This is a genomic window from Mesorhizobium sp. M7A.F.Ca.MR.176.00.0.0 (assembly GCF_004023165.1).
Taxonomy (GTDB): Bacteria; Pseudomonadota; Alphaproteobacteria; order Rhizobiales; family Rhizobiaceae; genus Mesorhizobium.
Map to the genome: position 1 here is coordinate 1 of NZ_RZTC01000119.1, position 17730 is coordinate 17730.

16 protein-coding genes, 2 tRNA genes and 1 pseudogene are annotated in these 17730 nt (G+C 63.0%); 8 read left to right on the top strand and 11 right to left on the bottom strand.

Annotation, left to right across the window (positions count from 1 at the left end; all coding sequences use genetic code 11):
• Positions 1-123: 123 nt before the first annotated feature.
• From EOB59_RS28480 to EOB59_RS28490, 3 genes are all read right to left on the bottom strand, one after another.
• A complete protein-coding gene (locus tag EOB59_RS28480) occupies positions 124-1041 on the bottom strand; it encodes a carbohydrate ABC transporter permease (RefSeq protein ID WP_127268003.1) in 918 nt (305 codons plus the stop codon).
• A gap of 26 nt (positions 1042-1067) precedes the next feature.
• Positions 1068-2189: a sugar ABC transporter permease gene (locus EOB59_RS28485; RefSeq protein WP_127273345.1), complete on the bottom strand. Its 1122-nt coding sequence runs from the start codon at positions 2187-2189 to the stop codon at positions 1068-1070.
• A gap of 88 nt (positions 2190-2277) precedes the next feature.
• On the bottom strand, positions 2278-3942 hold the full coding sequence (locus EOB59_RS28490; RefSeq protein ID WP_013532183.1) for a sugar ABC transporter substrate-binding protein: 1665 nt from the start codon (positions 3940-3942) through the stop codon (positions 2278-2280).
• A gap of 288 nt (positions 3943-4230) precedes the next feature.
• Between EOB59_RS28490 and ugpC the strand changes: the two genes are divergently transcribed.
• The 3 genes from ugpC to rbsK are packed head-to-tail and all read left to right on the top strand — an operon-like array spanning position 4231 to position 6712.
• Entirely contained in the window at positions 4231-5289 is a 1059-nt protein-coding gene (ugpC, locus tag EOB59_RS28495; protein WP_127266589.1) for a sn-glycerol-3-phosphate ABC transporter ATP-binding protein UgpC, read from the top strand.
• A gap of 21 nt (positions 5290-5310) precedes the next feature.
• A complete protein-coding gene (locus EOB59_RS28500) occupies positions 5311-5763 on the top strand; it encodes an RbsD/FucU family protein (protein WP_128289764.1) in 453 nt (150 codons plus the stop codon).
• Positions 5764-5767: 4 nt separating this feature from the next.
• Positions 5768-6712 carry a ribokinase gene (rbsK, locus tag EOB59_RS28505; protein ID WP_127810674.1) on the top strand — a complete coding sequence of 315 codons (945 nt, stop codon included), beginning with the start codon at positions 5768-5770 and terminating at the stop codon, positions 6710-6712.
• Between the two features lie 145 nt (positions 6713-6857).
• Here rbsK and EOB59_RS28510 read toward each other — a convergent pair.
• Positions 6858-6934: transfer RNA gene (locus EOB59_RS28510), tRNA-Asp, on the bottom strand.
• A gap of 216 nt (positions 6935-7150) precedes the next feature.
• Here EOB59_RS28510 and EOB59_RS28515 point away from each other — a divergent pair.
• Positions 7151-7226, top strand: a tRNA-Val gene (locus tag EOB59_RS28515).
• Between the two features lie 63 nt (positions 7227-7289).
• Here EOB59_RS28515 and EOB59_RS28520 read toward each other — a convergent pair.
• The 5 genes from EOB59_RS28520 to EOB59_RS28540 form a co-directional block, all read right to left on the bottom strand.
• Complete coding sequence (locus tag EOB59_RS28520) at positions 7290-8060, bottom strand: SDR family NAD(P)-dependent oxidoreductase (RefSeq protein ID WP_127810673.1); 771 nt, start codon at positions 8058-8060, stop codon at positions 7290-7292.
• Positions 8061-8073: 13 nt separating this feature from the next.
• Positions 8074-9069: an ABC transporter permease gene (locus EOB59_RS28525; protein WP_013532177.1), complete on the bottom strand. Its 996-nt coding sequence runs from the start codon at positions 9067-9069 to the stop codon at positions 8074-8076.
• 147 nt (positions 9070-9216) lie between these two features.
• A complete protein-coding gene (locus EOB59_RS28530) occupies positions 9217-10257 on the bottom strand; it encodes a sugar ABC transporter substrate-binding protein (RefSeq protein WP_128289765.1) in 1041 nt (346 codons plus the stop codon).
• 39 nt (positions 10258-10296) lie between these two features.
• Entirely contained in the window at positions 10297-11061 is a 765-nt protein-coding gene (locus EOB59_RS28535) for an ATP-binding cassette domain-containing protein (protein WP_128289766.1), read from the bottom strand.
• Entirely contained in the window at positions 11058-12224 is a 1167-nt protein-coding gene (locus EOB59_RS28540) for an ROK family transcriptional regulator (RefSeq protein WP_128289767.1), read from the bottom strand. The genes EOB59_RS28535 and EOB59_RS28540 overlap by 4 nt, the downstream gene beginning before the upstream one ends.
• A 220-nt stretch (positions 12225-12444) precedes the next feature.
• Here EOB59_RS28540 and EOB59_RS28545 point away from each other — a divergent pair, with 220 nt between their 5' ends.
• The 3 genes from EOB59_RS28545 to EOB59_RS36800 are packed head-to-tail and all read left to right on the top strand — an operon-like array spanning position 12445 to position 14838.
• Positions 12445-13623: a M24 family metallopeptidase gene (locus EOB59_RS28545; RefSeq protein WP_127397488.1), complete on the top strand. Its 1179-nt coding sequence runs from the start codon at positions 12445-12447 to the stop codon at positions 13621-13623.
• Complete coding sequence (locus EOB59_RS28550) at positions 13610-14485, top strand: amidohydrolase (RefSeq protein WP_245486795.1); 876 nt, start codon at positions 13610-13612, stop codon at positions 14483-14485. The genes EOB59_RS28545 and EOB59_RS28550 overlap by 14 nt, the downstream gene beginning before the upstream one ends.
• Entirely contained in the window at positions 14482-14838 is a 357-nt protein-coding gene (locus EOB59_RS36800) for a M20/M25/M40 family metallo-hydrolase (protein ID WP_348639543.1), read from the top strand. Before EOB59_RS28550 ends, EOB59_RS36800 begins: the two co-directional genes overlap by 4 nt.
• A gap of 49 nt (positions 14839-14887) precedes the next feature.
• Here EOB59_RS36800 and EOB59_RS28555 read toward each other — a convergent pair whose 3' ends face one another.
• Complete coding sequence (locus tag EOB59_RS28555) at positions 14888-16192, bottom strand: M23 family metallopeptidase (RefSeq protein WP_128289768.1); 1305 nt, start codon at positions 16190-16192, stop codon at positions 14888-14890.
• A 151-nt stretch (positions 16193-16343) separates the two neighbouring features.
• Entirely contained in the window at positions 16344-16811 is a 468-nt protein-coding gene (locus EOB59_RS28560; RefSeq protein WP_127395577.1) for a peroxiredoxin, read from the bottom strand.
• 95 nt (positions 16812-16906) lie between these two features.
• Here EOB59_RS28560 and EOB59_RS28565 point away from each other — a divergent pair.
• A pseudogene (locus EOB59_RS28565) lies at positions 16907-17730 on the top strand (hypothetical protein); the annotation flags it as partial.

The window sequence follows — 17730 nt, forward strand, 5'->3', positions numbered from 1 at the left end:
GGTCCCCGCTGCTTCGCAGCGTCCCGGCGTTCGCCGGCCTTTCATCGTGCCACTGGCACGATGAATTCGCCTTCGGCGAACCGGCTGCTCACCCCACAGGAGGAGAAGGGAAGGCCGGCCCTGCTACTTCACCGCGCCCGCGGTCATGCCCATGATCAGATAGCGCTCCAGCGCGATGCCGATCACCGCCAGCGGCGCGATCGCCGCCGTCGCGAGCGCTGCCATCGACCACCAGTTGATGCCTTGCGAGCCGGTCTGGCTCGCCACCATGACGGGGATCGTCTTGGCGTCGGTCGAGGTCAAAAGGGCGGCGAAGAAATACTCGTTCCAGCACAGCACCATCGCCAGGATGAAGGCGGCGACCATGCCCGGCAGCGCGATGGGCATGACGATGCGGAAGAACGCGCCCCAGATCGACAGCCCGTCGACCAGGGCTGCTTCCTCGAGCTCGACGGGAATCGAATTGAACTGGTCGCGCATGATCCAGATGACGATCGGCAGCACCATCAGCGTGTAAAGCAGGATCAGTCCGATGCGCGTGTCGAGCAGTCCGACCTCGCGATAGAGCACCAGGAAGGGCAGCGCCAGCACCACCGGCGGCAGGATCAACTGCGACAGGAAGAAGAACGAGATGTCCTCGTTTTTGAACCAGGCGAAATGATAGCGATAACGGGTGAGCCCATAGGCGGCGAGGCTGCCGATGACGATGGCGAGGCTCGATGCGCCGACCGAGGTGATCACCGAATTCATGAAGCGCTTGAGGAACTCCTCGCGCACCGTTGAGGTCTGGAAGATCGAGTCCGGCGACAGGCCGAGCGAGCGCCAGCCTTTCCAGTCCGGCTGGAAGTCGACGAAGGGGATGAGATGGCCTTGCGTGACGTCGACCGCGGTCTTGAACGAGGTTGTCACCGTCCAGTAGATCGGGAACAGGCAGATGAACGCCCAGAAGGCCAGTGCCCCATAGATGAAAACGCGGCTGGCGAGGAAGCTCGCCGGCGAGCGGATCTCCGAGGCGACATATTCGGTGGTCTGAACGCTCATCGGGCTCAATTCACCCCCATCTTGCTTTAATTGACATTGCGGACAAAACGGTTGGCGAATTTCAACAGCCACGTGACGAACACGACGATGATCACCAGATAGGCCATCGCCAGCATGGTTCCGTAGCCGACATTCGAGCGGTCGCGATATTCGCGATAGATGAAGCTCGACACGGAATCGGTGGCGCCGCCGGGGCCGCCGGATGTCACGGTGATGATGATGTCGGCAAGCTTCAGCTTGAAGATGATGCGCAGGATCACCGCCGTCACCGACACCGGGAGCATCAGCGGGAAGGTGACCTGCCAGAAGGTCTGCCACGCGTTGGCGCCGTCGACGCGTGCGGCTTCGAGCACCTCGCGCGACATCGCCTGCAGCCCGGCCAGCAGCATGATCATCATGAATGGGATGAAGGTCCAGGCATCCAGTATCATGATCGATATGCGGGCGATGATCGGGTCGGAGAAGAAGGCCGGATTTTCCCAGCCGAGATGGCGCGCCAGCGTTGCGGCCGGTCCGAACCGGTATTCCATCAGCGACTTGCCGATCATCCACGACACCGCGACCGGCGACAGCATCAGCGGCATCAGGAAGACGACGCGGAAGAACTTTCGCGCCCGGATCTGCGCGTTGAGCAGCAGCGCCAGGCCGAAGGCGATGACATATTCGACCGCCACTGCCAGCACATAGAGCACCATGTTGAACAGCGCGTTGCGGTAGTAGGGATCGGCCAGCATCTGCCAGAAATTGTCAAGCCCGTTGAACTTGCGACCGCTGAACGAGCTGAGGTTCCAGTCGGTGAGGGCGATGTAGAAACCGAACAGCGTCGGGAAGATCACCATGGCGATGGTGAACAGCAGCGCCGGCAGCAGGAACAGGGCACGCTGTCCGTCTTCGCCACGCGTCAGCACTTGGCCGACGCCGATCGCCACACCCCACAGCACATAGGCATAGACGACGGGGCGCCAGGTCTCGAAGCCGATCGTATCGGCGCTGCCCTTGTAGAGGATCTCCAGCACGATCGTCGCCAGCAGGCCAAGCGTCGCAACGGCCATTAGCGTCCAGCCAAGGCGTTTGCGGCCTGGAGAGATCAGATCGGAAGGGCCGGCATCTGCCGGCCACTGGTTCGCGGTCGAAGTCTGGTCAGCCACAAATCTCGCCCGTTTGCAGGCTCTCGAGGAGCCGGAGCCGGTCTAAAGTGGTCCGGCGTTGCCGCCGGACCACGGTTCATAGGCCAGCCTACATGCCGAGCGAGGCTTTGTAGAGCTTGATCTGGTTGTCGCGGCCGATCTGATCGGTCAGCTTCTCCCAGGCCGCCGCGATGGCGTCGGCGCCTTCCTGCGCCTTCATCTTGCCGGCGAAAGTGTTGGCCAGGATGTCCTCGGCGGCGCTGTAGTATTGGAAGATGCCGGGGATGCGTGGCTCGATCGCCGCGTTCGGATGGTTGTAGCTGTCTGATTCCGACTTGAGGTAGGAGGTGATGAAGGCCTCGTCGTAGCCGGCCGCCACCCATTCGGGAATGTCGAAATGCGAGTTGCGGTAGGGCTGGAAGCCCGACGGATACATCGCCGTCCAGATCGACAGGTCCTTGCCGCCGAGATGGGCGGCGGCGGACCATGCCGCCTTCTTCTTCTTTTCGTCGGCATCGACGCGGGCCATCACATAGACGCCCCAGCCGAGATAGGCGCAGTTGGGCGCATAGTTCGGGCCGCTGGCAAGCTTGTCCCAGGCGCCGGTCTTCGCATTGTAGACATCGTCGGAGCCCGGCAGGATCGAGAAGCCGGTGACGTCGCCGACGACGGAAGAGTCGTTGGTCTTGACGTTTGAGCCGACGTCGCCCCACCAGGTGACCATCGAGCCGGTGCCGGCCAGGAACTGCTGGAAGGCGGTCGTGTTCGGATCGGCATTGATCTGGTCGGCGGGTTCGGACGGCAGCGCGTCGATGACGTCCTGGATGGCGCGCACCCAGGCCGGATTGTTGACGCGCGGCTTCATCGTGTCGGCGTCGAACAGCCAGGCCTTGTCGTCGGGGTGCTTGGCATAAGCGGTGGCGCGGCTGCCAAGGAAATAGAAGCCGAAGCCGCCCCAGGGCTTTGGCGCGTCCAGATAGCCATAGACGTCCTGGTCCTTGAGCTTCTTGCCCTTGAGGAACTTGGTCACTGCCTGAACCTGCTGCCAGGTCTTCGGCACGCCCCATTCACCTTCACCACCGCCGTCCTTCCAGGCCTTGGCGAGGTCGGCATCGGCGAACACGTCGGTGCGGTAGTTGAAGTTGTGCGCGTCGCCGTCGACGGTCACGCGGTATTGCTTGCCGTCCCAGGTGCCGACCGGCGGCTTCAGGTAGCTGACCAGATCGTCGAAATCGATCTGGGTCTTGACCCAGTCGGGCATTTCCGACGTCAGGCCCTTGCCGCAGACATCGCCTTCGAACGGCGCGCCCATTTCGATGATGTCGAAATCGACGGTGCCGGTCGCGATCGACTGCTGCAGGCGGGCGTTGTAATCGGCCTGCGCCAGGTCGATCCAGTTGATCTTGGCGCCGGTGTAGGTCTCCCACGGCTTCAGGAAGCCGCGGAACAGCACATTGTGCAGGTTCTGGTTGTTGAGACCCATGAAGGTCAGCTCGACGCCGGCGAATTCGCCTTCCTTGACATTGGCCTTGGTCGCCTCGAGGCAGAGTTCCCCGACCTTCTGGAAATCGGCGTCCGTCGGCTGGCCTTTGCCGACGCCTGGGATCTGCAGGATTTTTGTGCGCAATTCGCTTGCCGCTGAGGCCGGGCGCGTCAAGGCGCCAAGTCCGGCGCCGGATGCGGCTGCGATCGCGGCCATGCTGGCCGCGCCCTTCAATATGTCGCGCCTTGTGGCGCCGGCTCGAACCAGTTTGTCGTAAAGACCCGTTCTCATCGCCTATTTCCTCCCAGAACATCAGTGTGAATAAATCGGCCAACTGTCGGACGCCGGAGCGCCAACGATGCTCCCGTTTCGGAAACGAATTAGGCAGGACCCCACCCTGCGTCGATTGAATTTCCCTGCGGATCGGGTACCGACATTTTGACCAGCGCCAGCCACTATTCTCACAACCAAACGCCGTGTCAACGAGAACGGGTTTTTATCTATAAGGGACCGACTTGCCCTGACAGGTCGCGTTGGTTAGCTTCTGCGCCTACGGCTAATGGAGCCGATGGGGGAGACATGGCGCAAGTCGCGATCAGCAAGGTGGCCAAGGCCTTTGGAACGGTCAAGGTTCTGCACGAAGTCAGCGTCGATATCGCAGACGGACAGTTCGTGGTGCTGGTTGGCCCTTCGGGTTGCGGTAAGTCCACATTGCTCAGGATGGTGGCTGGGCTGGAGACCGTCTCCGCCGGTACGATCGCCATCGGCGACCGCGTCGTCAATCATCTGCCGCCGGCCAAGCGCGACATCGCCATGGTGTTCCAGAACTATGCGCTCTATCCGCACAAAACGGTCGAGCAGAACATGGCCTTCGCGCTCAAGCTCAGGAAAACCGATCCGGCCTTGGTCGCCGAGCGGGTCAAGCGCGCCGCCGATATCCTCGACCTCAATCCCTATCTGAAGCGCTATCCCCGCCAGCTTTCCGGCGGCCAGCGACAGCGCGTGGCCATGGGCCGTGCCATCGTGCGCAATCCGCAGGTCTTCCTGTTCGACGAGCCGCTGTCCAATCTCGACGCCAAGCTGCGCGTGCAGATGCGCACCGAGATCAAGGAACTGCACCAGAGGCTGAAGACCACCACCATCTATGTCACCCACGACCAGATCGAGGCCATGACCATGGCCGACAAGATAGTCGTCATGCGCGACGGCCGCATCGAGCAGGTCGGCGCGCCGCTGGAGCTGTTCGACAGACCGGCCAACCTGTTTGTCGCCGGCTTCATCGGCTCGCCGTCGATGAACCTGCTCAAGGGCACCATGCGCAAAGGCGACAAGCCCGGTGTCGACATCGCGGGCACGCTGTTCCCGATCGCATCGGGCAACGCCGCACAGGACGGGCAAGCCGTCGTTTATGGCGTGCGACCGGAGCATCTCGAAATCCATCCCGACGGCGTGCCGGCGAAGATTTCGGTGGTCGAGCCGACCGGCTCGGAAACGCTGGTGTTCCTGCGCTTCGGCGAAGGCGAGATGGTGGCGCTGTTTCGCGAGCGTCACGACTTCAAGCCGGGCGATACGTTGAAGCTGAAGCCACGACTCGACCAGATCCATCTTTTCGACGCAGAGACCGGCAAGCGTCTCTGATCCCAACTCACGAGGAATACCATGCTCAAAGGCATCAACCCGCTGCTCAATGCCGACGTGCTGCAGGCATTGCGGGCAATGGGGCATGGCGATGATCTGATCATCGCCGACACCAATTTTCCGTCCGATTCGGTGGCGCGCCAGACCGCGCTCGGCCGCGTGCTGCGCATCGATGCCTCGGCGGTGCAAGTGGTCAAGGCGGTGCTGTCGCTCTACCCGCTCGATACATTCGTCGACGATTCGGCCGCGCGCATGGAAATCGTCGGCAAGCCCGACGAGATTCCGCCCGTGCAAAGCGAAGTGCAGAAGGAGGTCGATAACGCCGAGGGCAAGTCGTGGCCGATGATCGCGGTCGAGCGCTATGCCTTCTACGAGCGCGCCAAACAGGCCTATTGCGTCATCCAGACAGGTGAGCGCCGCTTCTACGGCTGCTTCGCCTTCCGCAAGGGCGTCGTGCCGCCGGATGCGCAGTAGCGGCATGGCTTCGGGCAAGCCGGTCGTCATGAAGCCTGTCGTCATATTGGGTGTGTTCGTCGCCGACACCGCCTACAGGGCGCAGCGGCAGCCGCGCATGGGCGAAACCATCCTCGGCACATCCTTCACGCTGGGGCCGGGCGGCAAGGGTTCGAACCAGGCCGTGGCCGCCGGTAAGCTCGGCGCCGACGTCACCTTCCTCACCCGCCTCGGCGTCGATCCCTTCGCCGACATGGCGAGGCAGACCTGGGCGCAGGCGGGCGTGAAAAATGCCGTCATCGATACGCCGGAAAGCTACACCGGTGCGGCCTACATCTTCGTCGAGGAGACCACCGGCAACAACGCCATCATCGTCAGCCCCGGTGCTGCCATGCTGATCTCTCCAGCCGATATCGAAGCCAATGCTGCATTGATCAGCAATGCCGGCGTCTTTGTCACCCAACTCGAACAGCCGATCGAAGCAGCCATGCGGGCGCTGGAGATCGCGCGTGGGGCAGGGGTGACGACGATCCTCAACCCGGCCCCCGCGGCAAAGCTTCCCGACCGCATCTACACGCTGTGCGACTATCTCACGCCCAACGAGACCGAGACGGAGGAACTGACCGGGATGAAGGTGTCCTCGGTCGACGAGGCGCGAGCCGCCGCGGACAGTCTGCTGAAAAAGGGGGTCGGCACGGTCATCGTCACGCTCGGCGACAAGGGCGCGCTTTTGCACTCGAAGGAGCGCTCCGACCATCTTCCAGCCGTCAGCGCCGGCCCGGTGGTCGAAACCACGGGGGCAGGCGATGCCTTCAATGGCGGGCTTGCCGCAGCACTTTCGAGGGGCGTGGAGCCGCTGCAGGCGGTGCGCTTCGCCTGCGCCGTCGCCGGTATCTCCGTGACGCGACCGGGGACTGCACCGTCGATGCCGACATTGCAGGAGGTCGAGGCACTGCTGGCGAGGGGGTGATCTTGCAGGGCCAAGCGTAGGCAAGGGCTGAAAGGACCTGAGTGACCTCAGGTCTCTTGGACCTCAGGTCTCTTGCAAGACAATGTTTTTGACAATCAATGTCGACATTTCTCTGAAGCCAAGAGCTTGATACCCTTGAGAGAAATGGCGCGAGTGACGGGGCTCGAACCCGCGACCTCCGGCGTGACAGGCCGGCACTCTAACCAACTGAGCTACACCCGCGCATGGCGAACACGTGTCAGCCGTGTTCGTCGTTGGGGCGCTGGATAAGGGGTTCGCCACCGGGTGTCAAGCGTGACAGGACAGCATAACAGCAAACAGGAGAAGGTTTTTTGACAGCCGGCGTTTTGTTGGCAAAACCGGCATCCAACCAGGGCATCCTGCGCTCATTTGGCCTTGCGAAGCGGACCCTGACCGCTTAAAGGTCCGGCCCGGAGCGGGCGATTAGCTCAGTTGGTAGAGCGCTTCGTTTACACCGAAGATGTCGGCGGTTCGAGCCCGTCATCGCCCACCATTCCATTAGTCCATTCAAACTGTTGCCAAGACACGGAACCGAGTCGTTCGGTAGATGCTGCAATCACGGCGGCAGCAGCCGAAAATCATTGCCTTCCGGCAACAGCTGCCCACCATCGACAACAATGGTCGTGCCGGTGATGTAGCTGGCGTCGTCGGAGGCGAGGAACAGGAAGGCGTTGGCGACGTCGCGCGGGCTGCCGAGGCGGCCGAGCGGGATGGAGTCCTCCATGTTCTTGATGTAGGCCGCGCCGCGATGCAGCTCGATGGCTTCGGTCAGGATGTTGCCGGGCTCGACACCGTTGACGGTGATGCCGTAGCCGGAGAATTCGAGCGCGGCGGCGCGGATGAAGCCGTTGATGCCGGCCTTGCTGGCCGAATAGTGGCCGTGGCCGGGGCTGGTGACATGCGGGCCGGTGATGGACGAGGTGTAGAGCATACGGCCGAAGCCTTGCGCCTTCATCGGCACCAAGGCCGCGCGGCTGGCATTGAAGGTGCCGCGCAGGTTGACCGCCATGACGCGGTCCCAGTCGTCGGCGCTGGTGTTCTCGATCAGCTGCCAGGGATAGATGCCGGCATTCTGCACGATGATATCGAGGCGGCCATGCTGCTTCAGCGCCAGCGCCACGGCGGCCTCGGCGTCGCTCATTTGCGAGATGTCGGTGCGGATGAAGGGGGCGCCCAGTTCGTCAGCGGTGGCTTGCCCGGCCTCGGCCTCGGTGTCGGCCAGCACCAGCCTTGCGCCTTCCTCGGCAAAGCGTAGCGCAATGCCCTTGCCGATGCCGCGGGCGCTGCCGATGATCAGCGCTACCTTGTCTTGTAACCGATTGGTCATGCGAGCCGTCCTGTCATGCGAGTCTTTGGCGAATGGTTTGCTTGAAGGCGTCGAGCAGCACTGCGGCCAACACCAGCAGGCCGTGGATCACCTGGGTGAAATTGGCCGGCAGGCCCATCAAATTGATCGCCGTGTTGATGGCCGAGAGCAAAAGTACGCCGGCATACACGCCGGGGAGGGTGCCGACACCGCCTTTCAGGCTGACCCCGCCGATGACGACCGCGGCGAAGGCGTTGAACAGCAAGCCGACGCCAAGATTGGCGGTGGCGCCCGAGGTGCGGATCGCCAGCAGCCAGCCGGCAAGGCCGGCAATCGCGCCGGCAAGCACGAAGGCGATGATGAGATTACGGTTCACCCGGATGCCGGCGCGGAAGGTCGCCGTCTCGTTGCCGCCGATCATCACGAGATGCCGGCCGAATGGCGTCTTGGCCATGATCAGCGAAAAGACCACGAAACAGCCAACCGCGATCCAGGCGGTGAGCGGCAGGCCGACAAGGCGCTGGATGCCGAACCAGCGGATGGCCGGTGCAAGATCCTGCGCCGAGCGGCCGCCCGACACGACCAGCACGAGGCCGCGCACCCAGATGTAGGACGCCAGCGTGATGATGAAAGCGCTCATCTTCACCTTGACCACCAGATAGCCGTTGAAGGCGCCGATGAGGCCGCCGACTGCCAGCGCCAGCAGCAGCGAAACCGGAACCATCAGCCATTCGGGATGCAACTGCACGCCCATGCCGATGCCCGACGAGCAAAACAGGATGCCGACCGCCATGGCGCTAAGCGCTGCGACGGATTCGACCGACAGATCCATGTGGCCGGCGATGATCACCAGCGCCAGGCCGATCGACATGACGCCGAGCACGCTGGAAGCCTCGATGATGTTGGCGAAGATGCCGAGCTGAAAGTAGTTCGGGACGAAGATGGAGAAGACCACCAGCACGAACAGCAACATGAACCAGACGAGGTTGTCGAGTACGAACTCCAGGGCTTTGCGTGTGCGCGGGTTCATGGGCTGATCCGGTTGGCGCATGCCCCGCGAAATCAATTCGATTTCGTCGGGTTCGGGCGCGGATTCAAATTCGCCACGGCGTCTTTTGGACGCGGCGTTGTGAAAGGGTAGGCTCCGGGCCGTTACGGCCCGGAGCGCTTTCAATGACTATTCGACCGGCTTGACGGTGTCCGTCGGCGGCTTCTGGTTGCCCCAGAAGGCCGGGTTGTCGACGTTCTCCTTGGTGATGGCGGCACCGGGGATCTTGATGTTCGGACCCCAGGCTTCCTTTGTCACGGTCGATTTCAAGCCGAGCACGTCGTATTCACCGGGCTTGATCTCTTGCTTCTTGACGATCCTGTCCATGAACATCGCGACAGCCGCGGCCTGCGCGTAGAGCGGCTGCTCGATTTCGGCGTTGAGCCAGCCCTTGCGGATCAGGTCGAGGCCGACCGGAGCGCCGTTCGAGCTCATCAGCATGACGTCGCCCGGCTTTTTGCCGGCCGCCTCGAGCGAGGCGACGGCAGCGACCGAAAGGTGCGCGGCATGGCTGAAGATCAGGTCGATGTCCGGGTTCGCCAGCATCTGGTCGGCAACGATTGTGCCGGCATTGCTGGCTTCCCACTGCATGGCCGGAAGCGAGATGATCTTGACGTCGGGAAACGCCTTCATCTTCTCCTCGAAGCCCTTCTGGATGTCGAGCGTGTAGGGATCGCCGGGATCGCCGAGGACTTGCAGCACCTTGCCCTTCACCGAACCGTGCTTTGCCTTCAGCAGCTTCTCGGCCTGGTCGGCGGCGACGTAGCCGATCTCGACCGTTCCGGCGACAGAGGTGAAGTCGGATGGCGTCGAGGTGATCTGGCGGTCGAACTCGACCACCGGGATGCCGGCGGCCCGGGCCGCCTCGATCGACGGTTTCAGGGCATTGAAGTCGACTGCCGCCAGGATGATGGCCGCCGGCTTCAGCGCGATGACGTCGTTCATCTGCGATTGCTGGGCGTCGGTCTTGTTGTCGGCGTTCAGCGTCTTCATCTCGTAGCCGGTCTGCTTCAGGAACAGTTCCAGCGCGCTCACCGAGCCGGTCTGGAACTCGTCCAGCAGGGTCGGCACCATATAGTAGACGATACCCTTGGACTGGGCGAATGCCGGCGTGAGCGTGGCAAAGGCCAGTGCAAGGATACCGAAGACAGCAAGAAGTATTCGCTTCATGTCGTTCGCTCCTCTTAAGCCGGACCCCTCTTTTGTCCCTCAGCCTGTCGGTCCGGCACCGGCAAGCGTCTCACCGATGATCATGTTGATCACCGCATCGGGACTTGTTTTATTGCGTGCGACATCGCCGGCCACAACGCCCTGGCGGATCACCACGATCCGGTCGGCGACCTGAAAAGCCTGCTGCATGATATGGGTGATGATGACGACGCCGATGCCCTGGTTCGCCACCTGGCGGATCATGTCGAGGCCGCGCCGTGTCTGTTCGACGCCGAGGGCGGCGAACGGTTCGTCGAGCAGCACCAGCTTGCCACCCCAGTGCACGAAACGGTTGAGCTCGATGGCTTGCCGCTGGCCGCCCGAGAGATGCTCGACATTGGCCCGCAGCGAGGGAATGCGGGTGCCGGCATTGGCCAGCGCCTTTCCAACGACGGCTTCCATGGCGTGCTCGTCGAGCACGGGAATGCCGAGAAACTTGCGTGTGATCTCACGGCCCATGAAGAAATTGGCGACCACGTCGACATTGGTGCACAGCGAGAGATCCTGATAGACGGTCTCGATGCCCGCGGCCTTGGCCTCGGCCGGTGATTTGGCAAGGAATTCCTTGCCCTCGAACAGCATGCGACCCGACGTCGGCTCCAGTCCGCCCGATATGATCTTCACCAGTGTCGATTTGCCGGCGCCGTTGTCGCCCAGCAGCGCCACGACCTCGCCCTTGCCGATCGAGAAGCTGATCCCCTTGAGCGCTTCGATCGCGCCATAGTTCTTGGTGACGTTGTCGAGCACCAGCAGGGGTTCACTCATGCCGCAATCTCCCTGCCTTTGAGAAGGTCGCGCTCGCGTTCGCGTTCGGCCGCGAACATCTGCCCGAAGCGAGGTGACAGCACCCCGGAAACCGCAAGGGCGGCGGCGCCGCGCAGCACGGAATGCTGTCCGCCGCGCGCGACCACAACCCTGGGCGTCGTGCGGTCCTTGCGGGCCGAGACGGAGTTGTGCAGGCCTCCGGCCGAACCAGCCAGCATTTCGAGCAGGTCGGTGGACGCTAGCCCGCCGAGGATGACCGTCTCCGGGTCGAACAGGTTCTCGATGACGGCGACGGCGTTGTGAAAGATCGGTGCGACTTCGGCGACCCAATCCGCCTCGCTGCCGTTCCAGCGCCGGAGTGCCTCGAGCGACAAATATCTTTCGAGACAGCCGCTGTTGCCGCACGGGCAAGCCTCGCCGCCCGGAATAACGGGAATATGCCCGATCTCGCCGGCATTTCCCCAGGCGCCGCGCAAGGCGCTGCCCTCATGAACCATGACGCCGCCAAGGCCAACGCCGAAATAGAGATAGTAATATTCGGAAAACTGGGCGCCGAGGCCGTAGAGGCGCTCGCCCATGGCGGCCGCTGCCATATCGGTTTCAAAGAAGGCCGGTAATCCGGTGGAGGCCGCCAGCCGTTCGCGCAGCGCCACATCCTTCCAGCCGGTCATGGTGGTTGGCCCGACGAAACTCATGGACTCCACGTCGAATGGGCCGGGCAGGGCCATGCCGACCCCGAGCACCCGCCCGCCAGCCCGCAGTCTGGTCAATTCCACCACCATCGCCCCGATCAGTTCGAAGGCGTGGTCCGGCGTCGCATTCGGCGCTTCGCGGTAAATGCTCTCGATCACGTCGCCGCTCAGATTGATCAAGGCGGCGCTGATACCAAGCGGAGTGATGTGGATGCCGACGGCATAGCCGCCCTCGGGGTTGATCCGCAGCGTCGCCGGCGGCAGGCCGCGCCCCTTCGGCTCTTCGCGCAGCGACAGGATGTAGTCCTGATCTTCCAGTTCGCGAACGATGGTCGATACCGTCTGGACGGTGAGGCCGACGCGCCGGGCGATCTCGCCGCGGGCGATCGGTCCATGAAGGCGGATGGACTCAAGCACGATGCGCCGATTGTACGGCCGCCCGAACTCCTGATTGGTCCCCCGCAGTGCCATGCCTTGCGCCCCTTAGGAGAGCGCAGCTTTGCATTGCTTATTTATTCAGTCAAATGGAATTCAAAAATAAATTCACGACGAAGTTTCCAGGGAAGGCCGTGGAGGGCCTATTCGGTTCAGGACCTGCCCACGCGTCGCCCTGGCCGATTGCCGCCGTGGCGAAACCCCTTCAATGGTGAGCGAACCCCGCGACCGTTGATCTGACAAAGATGGAGCAAAGATGATCGAATTGCCGTTTGCCCGCGACGAGTACCAACAGCGGCTTCGCAAGATCCGCACCGAGATGGCGAAGCGCGGTCTCGAGCTCCTTGTCGTCAACGACGTTGCCAACCAGCATTACATCACCGGCTATGATGGCTGGTCGTTCTACACGCCGCAGGTGGTGCTGGTTCCAATCGAGGAGGTCGAGCCGGTCTGGATCGGGCGCGCCATGGATGCGGCCGGCGGTCTTCTGACCGCCTGGATGAAACCGGAAAACGTGGTTGGCTTTCCGGAAGATCATGTTCAGCGCGTCGATCGCCATCCCATGGACTGGATCGCGAACTGGATCGTCTCGAAGGGCTGGGGTAGCAGACATATCGGCATCGAACTCGAAGCCTACTATTTCTCTCCGAAAGGGCATGCCCGGCTTGTCGCGGGACTGCCCAATGCGAAATGGCACGATGCCGACCTGCTGGTGAACTGGATCCGCGCGGTCAAATCGGCGCCCGAGATCGCGTATTTGCGCAAGGCGTCCATCTTGGCCGAAGCGGCCGTCACGCGGGCCTTCGAGGTGATCGCACCGGGTGTTCGCGAGTGCGATGCCATCGCCGCCATCCAGGCGGCGCAGATTGCGGGCAGCCCGGATTTTGCCGGCGACATCACCGCTCTTCCCCCGACAATCCTCGGTGGCGAGAATGCCTCGGCGCCGCACATCATGTGGAGCGACAGGCGGTTCGGAGACAACGAGACGATTGCGCTGGAACTTGCCGGCGTCTGCCGCCGCTATGCCGCCGGCCTCGCCAGGACCATGCAGCTTGGCAAGACGCCGACAAATGTTTCGGACACGGCAAAAGCGGTGATCGAGGGCATGGATGCGGTGCTCGACGCGGTCAGGCCAGGAACATCAGCCGAAGCCGTCGAAGCCGCCTGGCGCAAGGTCATCCAGCGCTACGGACTGAAGAAGGAATCGCGCATCGGCTACTCCATCGGCGTCGCCTATCCGCCGGACTGGGGCGAGCATACGATCAGCCTCAGGCCGGGCGACAAGACCGTGCTTGAACCGGGCAATGTCGTTCATTCCATCCTCGGCATGTGGATGGATGGCTGGGGCATCGAGATCAGCGAGACCATCCTGGTCACCGAAACCGGCCATGAGACCCTGACGAAGTTCCCGCGAGAGATCCATGTCAAATCCTGAGGGTTCGGCCACGGCGGATGGTGTTGCGAAAACCGTGACGACCGATATCGACGCCGGAATTCTCGATCGGATGATCGAGGTCCGCCGCCATCTGCACCGCAATCCCGAGCTTTCGAACCAGGAGGCCGGCACGCAGCGCTATCTCAGGCAGATGCTCGTGGATCAGGGAATTGCCGACATTCGCGACGTTGCCGGCTTTGGCCTTGCCGTCGATATTGTCGGCACCGGCAAGCCGTCAAATCGAAAGATCGCCATTCGCGCCGACATCGATGCCTTGCCGATCGAGGAGGAGTCCGGCGTCGATTATGCATCGACGAATCCAGGCGTGATGCATGCCTGCGGTCACGACGCCCATGCATCGATGGCTTTCGCAGTGGCCGCGCATCTTCACCGGTCGCGGGACAGTTTTGGCGGCACCGTTCGCCTGATCTTCCAGCCGGCCGAGGAAGACGAACCGTCGGGCGGCAGGCGGGTGGTGGAAGAGGGGCTTCTGGACGACATCGACGCCGCGATCTGCGTCCACGTCGATCCCTACACGCCGTCCGGCAAGATCGCCGTCGGCTCCGGTCCATACACTCTGGCCTGTGACACGTTCGATGTGGTCGTCATCGGCTCGGCCGCGCACGCGGCAAAACCGCATGAAGGTGTCGATGCGTTGGCCGTGGCCTGCTCCCTGGTGAGCGAATTGCAGAAGATCGTTTCGCGCGAGATCGACCCGTACGACCCGCTGGTGATTTCCGTGACGGCCATCAATGGCGGCAACGCCTATAATGTCACCGCCGGCAAGGTCACGTTGAAAGGCACCATCCGCAGCGGCAGCGATGCAACCCGCGAGCGGGCCTGGCCCGTGTTCGTACGATAGCCGAGGGTACGGCGACGAGCCACGGCGCGCGTGTCGAGGTCGACATCCACAAGGGCGAACCGGGTGTCGTCAACGATGTCGAGATGACTGAGCTGATTGCCGCCAGCGCCAAGGCCTGCATCGGTGCCGACAACGTCCTCAGCGCGCCCGGATGGACCATCGCGGATGACTTTGGCTACTACAGCGAGAAACGTCCTTCGGTCTATTTTCGGCTGGGAATCCGAAACGAGGAGATCGGATCGGTCTTTCCGCTCCATCACGCCCGGTTTCGTGTCGACGAGGCCGCGTTGAAGGTCGGTGCGATCACCCTGGTTGCGGCAGCGACGGCGTTTCTGTCGATGGAAGCGCCTTAGTCAGCCATCATGATGGTCATCGGCGCATGGGGCAGGAGCCCAGGATCGCTTACAGATACTGCGCGACCTTCTTGCCGACCGTGAGGAAGCGCAAGGGATCGATCGCTTCGCCATTGTGGCGGACTTCGTAGTGCAGATGCGGGCCGGTCGAGCGGCCGCTGCTGCCGGTCTTGCCGATGACGGCGCCGGCGTCCAGTTTCTCGCCGACGGTGACGTCGATCTCGCTGAGATGCCCGTAGCGTGTCGCAAAGCCATTGCCGTGGTCGACTTCCACCATGCGGCCATAGCCGCCGTTCCAGCCGGCCTTGGTGACGGTGCCGGGTGCGGTGACCTTGGCGGCCATGCCGATCGGGGCCCTGAAATCCATGCCGGAATGCAGTGCCGCGGTGCCGAGGATCGGGTCGGTGCGCACGCCGAACGGGCTGGTGACGGAGTGGCCTGGTGCGGGGTTGGTCAGCGGCAGCTGGCGCGCTTCCTTCTTGAGATGGTCGAGGGCGTCAAGCGCTTCGTCCAACTCTTTGACCTTGCTGTCGAACATCATCGAACTGTCGAGCGGGATCAGCGGTCCGCCGACATCGCTGTCGCCCTTGCCAAAGTCGCTGTCGACGGGCAGTCCGGCCGCCTCGAGCGCCTGGGTAATGGCATCGGCGCTCTTGTAGGCATTGTCGGCAAGCGTGCTGATGCGGGTCAACTGGTCGCTCTCTATGGATTTCAGCGACTGGTTGATCGAGACGAAGAGCTTGTCGGCACGATCGGCGGCTGAATCGTTGGGCAGCGGATCGGAGCGGGTCGACCACAGCGAGAACGGCCTTGTGTCGCCGGCGCCGGGACCGGCGCTCAGGCTGGCGACCGCATAGTTCCGCGCGGGCTCCTTGATACTGCCGGTCACTTCGGCGCGTTTGTCCGGCTTCGCAACCGCTGCCGGATCTTCGGCCGGCGCTGCCCCGACCTCGCTCTCGGCGCGTTCGAGCAGCGGGCCAAGGCGGCCGTGACGCTGGCTCAACTGGCTCTGCCGTTCAAGCAGTTCGCTGACCTTGGTTTCCATCAGCTGCTGGTCGAGCAACTGCCGGCTGGTGATGCGGTCGACCTGGGCGCGAAGCGCCGAAATGCGATCTTCATAAGCTTGCTGCATGCGCGCCTGGCGCGCCGTGGTGGCGCCTATCAGATCGTCGCGCAGCACCAGATAGGAGGTGGCCATGAGGTAGCCGACGGCAATGGCGGCGAGCGCCGAGCCGATAAAGGCCGCCAGCCACGGTCGGATCGTGAAATGCCTGATCTCGTTGCCCCGGGCGATGATGACCGTATGGGGCTCCTTACGCCTGCCGAAGACTGCGGACTGACCGGTTGCGTTCACGGGACCAAGCTTTCGTTTACGACACCACGACAGCTTGACTACACATTATTAAGGTTAACAAAGGCTTGCAGCGCCGGCTTGCCCGCAGCGAACGCCCGCCAAGCGTGCATATGGTTGTAAGGGAAACCGGGCCAACCTCGCCGACAAAACCTCAAAGCGCGCGAACGGCCTCGAGCACCTCTTCCGCATGGCCCTTGACGCGGACCTTGCGCCAAATCCTGGCGATCCGCCCGTCGCGGCCGATCAGGAACGTCGCGCGCTCGACGCCCATATACTTGCGGCCATACATCGATTTCTCGACCCACAGATGGTAGGCTTCGATCACCTTGCGCTCCTCATCGGCGGCGAGGTCGATGGTGAGATTGTACTTGGACTTGAACTTGTCGTGCTTCTTGACGGGGTCGGGCGACAGGCCGAGCACCACGGCGCCGGCCTTCTCGAAGTCCGGCTTCAGCTGCGAGAAGCTGATCGCCTCCTGCGTGCAGCTTGTTGTGTCGTCCTGCGGATAGAAATACAGCACGATTGGCTTGCCGGACGATGCGGCAAGGCTGACTGATCCGCCGCCGTCCCGCGGCAGGTCGAATTGCGGCGCGAGATCGCCTACGTCGAGGTCAGCCATACCGATGCCCTTGTTTGAGGTTACGCGCGAAGCCACACCGATATAGTGTCGGACGGGGATTCGTCCACGATCGAGTTCGTACAACGGAAAATTGCGTGGATCAGGAGCGACCGCAGCACGAGAAGATCCGGTTCAGGCGTGATGAGATCACCGACCTGGGGACCTTTCCGTCCGCCTGCCGTGTGCCGCCGCTCGGTCAGGCTTCGATCGGACGCGGTTTTCGCATCCTGTCGCGACTGTTCGCCGGGCTGGTCGCTTTCGTGCTGCTGGCCGCCGTGCTCGTTTATCTGGTTGGCGCCTCCGGCATCGGAGCCGACCGGCTTCGCACCGAGGCGGAAACGGCGCTCGAGAAACTGGCGGGCGTCGATGTCAATGTCGCGGTCGGGCCTGCCCGCATCACGCTCGACGGTTCGAGTTTCATCGCGCTTCAGGTCAGCGACGTCAGCTTGAAGACTTCGGACGGCAAGCCGATGGCCGATGCCGGCCGCGTGCGCTTCGGCGTGCGTCTGTTCCCGCTGCTGTGGGGAGATGTGCGGCTGACCAGCGCCAGGATCTCGGATGCCCGCATCGTCGTGGCGGCGATGCCGTCAGGCGGCGACTGGACCGCCGGCCTGCGCAATGCGGACGGCCTCATCGATCCGGAGAAGCTGTCCGCCGCGGTGTTCGGAAACATCAACCACGCACTCGATGCCGTGCGGGAGGATTCGCTGCGCCGGATCGATCTTCGCAATGTCGAATTCGTGCTGCCCGAAACCGGAGCGATCAAGCTCGTCAAGATCACCGACGCCACCGTCGTGCAGTCGGGCCCGGGCGGCATGCAGTTCTCGTCCACGGCCGACATCGACGGCAGGACGGCTACCGTTGCCGCTTCCGCCTCCCGCGATATCGCGGGGCACCGCGTCACGGCACTGGATGCGAG

Bases quoted from the DNA above. Each gene is read 5' to 3' on its own strand.
- EOB59_RS28490 (WP_013532183.1), bottom strand. From the start codon at position 3,942: ATGAGAACGGGTCTTTACGACAAACTGGTTCGAGCCGGCGCCACAAGG.
- EOB59_RS28550 (WP_245486795.1), top strand. From the start codon at position 13,610: ATGTCAAATCCTGAGGGTTCGGCCACGGCGGATGGTGTTGCGAAAACC.
- EOB59_RS28500 (WP_128289764.1), top strand. From the start codon at position 5,311: ATGCTCAAAGGCATCAACCCGCTGCTCAATGCCGACGTGCTGCAGGCA.
- EOB59_RS28525 (WP_013532177.1), bottom strand. From the start codon at position 9,069: ATGAACCCGCGCACACGCAAAGCCCTGGAGTTCGTACTCGACAACCTC.
- EOB59_RS28530 (WP_128289765.1), bottom strand. From the start codon at position 10,257: ATGAAGCGAATACTTCTTGCTGTCTTCGGTATCCTTGCACTGGCCTTT.
- EOB59_RS28480 (WP_127268003.1), bottom strand. From the start codon at position 1,041: ATGAGCGTTCAGACCACCGAATATGTCGCCTCGGAGATCCGCTCGCCG.
- EOB59_RS28560 (WP_127395577.1), bottom strand. From the start codon at position 16,811: ATGGCTGACCTCGACGTAGGCGATCTCGCGCCGCAATTCGACCTGCCG.
- EOB59_RS28535 (WP_128289766.1), bottom strand. From the start codon at position 11,061: ATGAGTGAACCCCTGCTGGTGCTCGACAACGTCACCAAGAACTATGGC.
- EOB59_RS28540 (WP_128289767.1), bottom strand. From the start codon at position 12,224: ATGGCACTGCGGGGGACCAATCAGGAGTTCGGGCGGCCGTACAATCGG.
- EOB59_RS28520 (WP_127810673.1), bottom strand. From the start codon at position 8,060: ATGACCAATCGGTTACAAGACAAGGTAGCGCTGATCATCGGCAGCGCC.
- ugpC (WP_127266589.1), top strand. From the start codon at position 4,231: ATGGCGCAAGTCGCGATCAGCAAGGTGGCCAAGGCCTTTGGAACGGTC.
- EOB59_RS28545 (WP_127397488.1), top strand. From the start codon at position 12,445: ATGATCGAATTGCCGTTTGCCCGCGACGAGTACCAACAGCGGCTTCGC.
- rbsK (WP_127810674.1), top strand. From the start codon at position 5,768: ATGGCTTCGGGCAAGCCGGTCGTCATGAAGCCTGTCGTCATATTGGGT.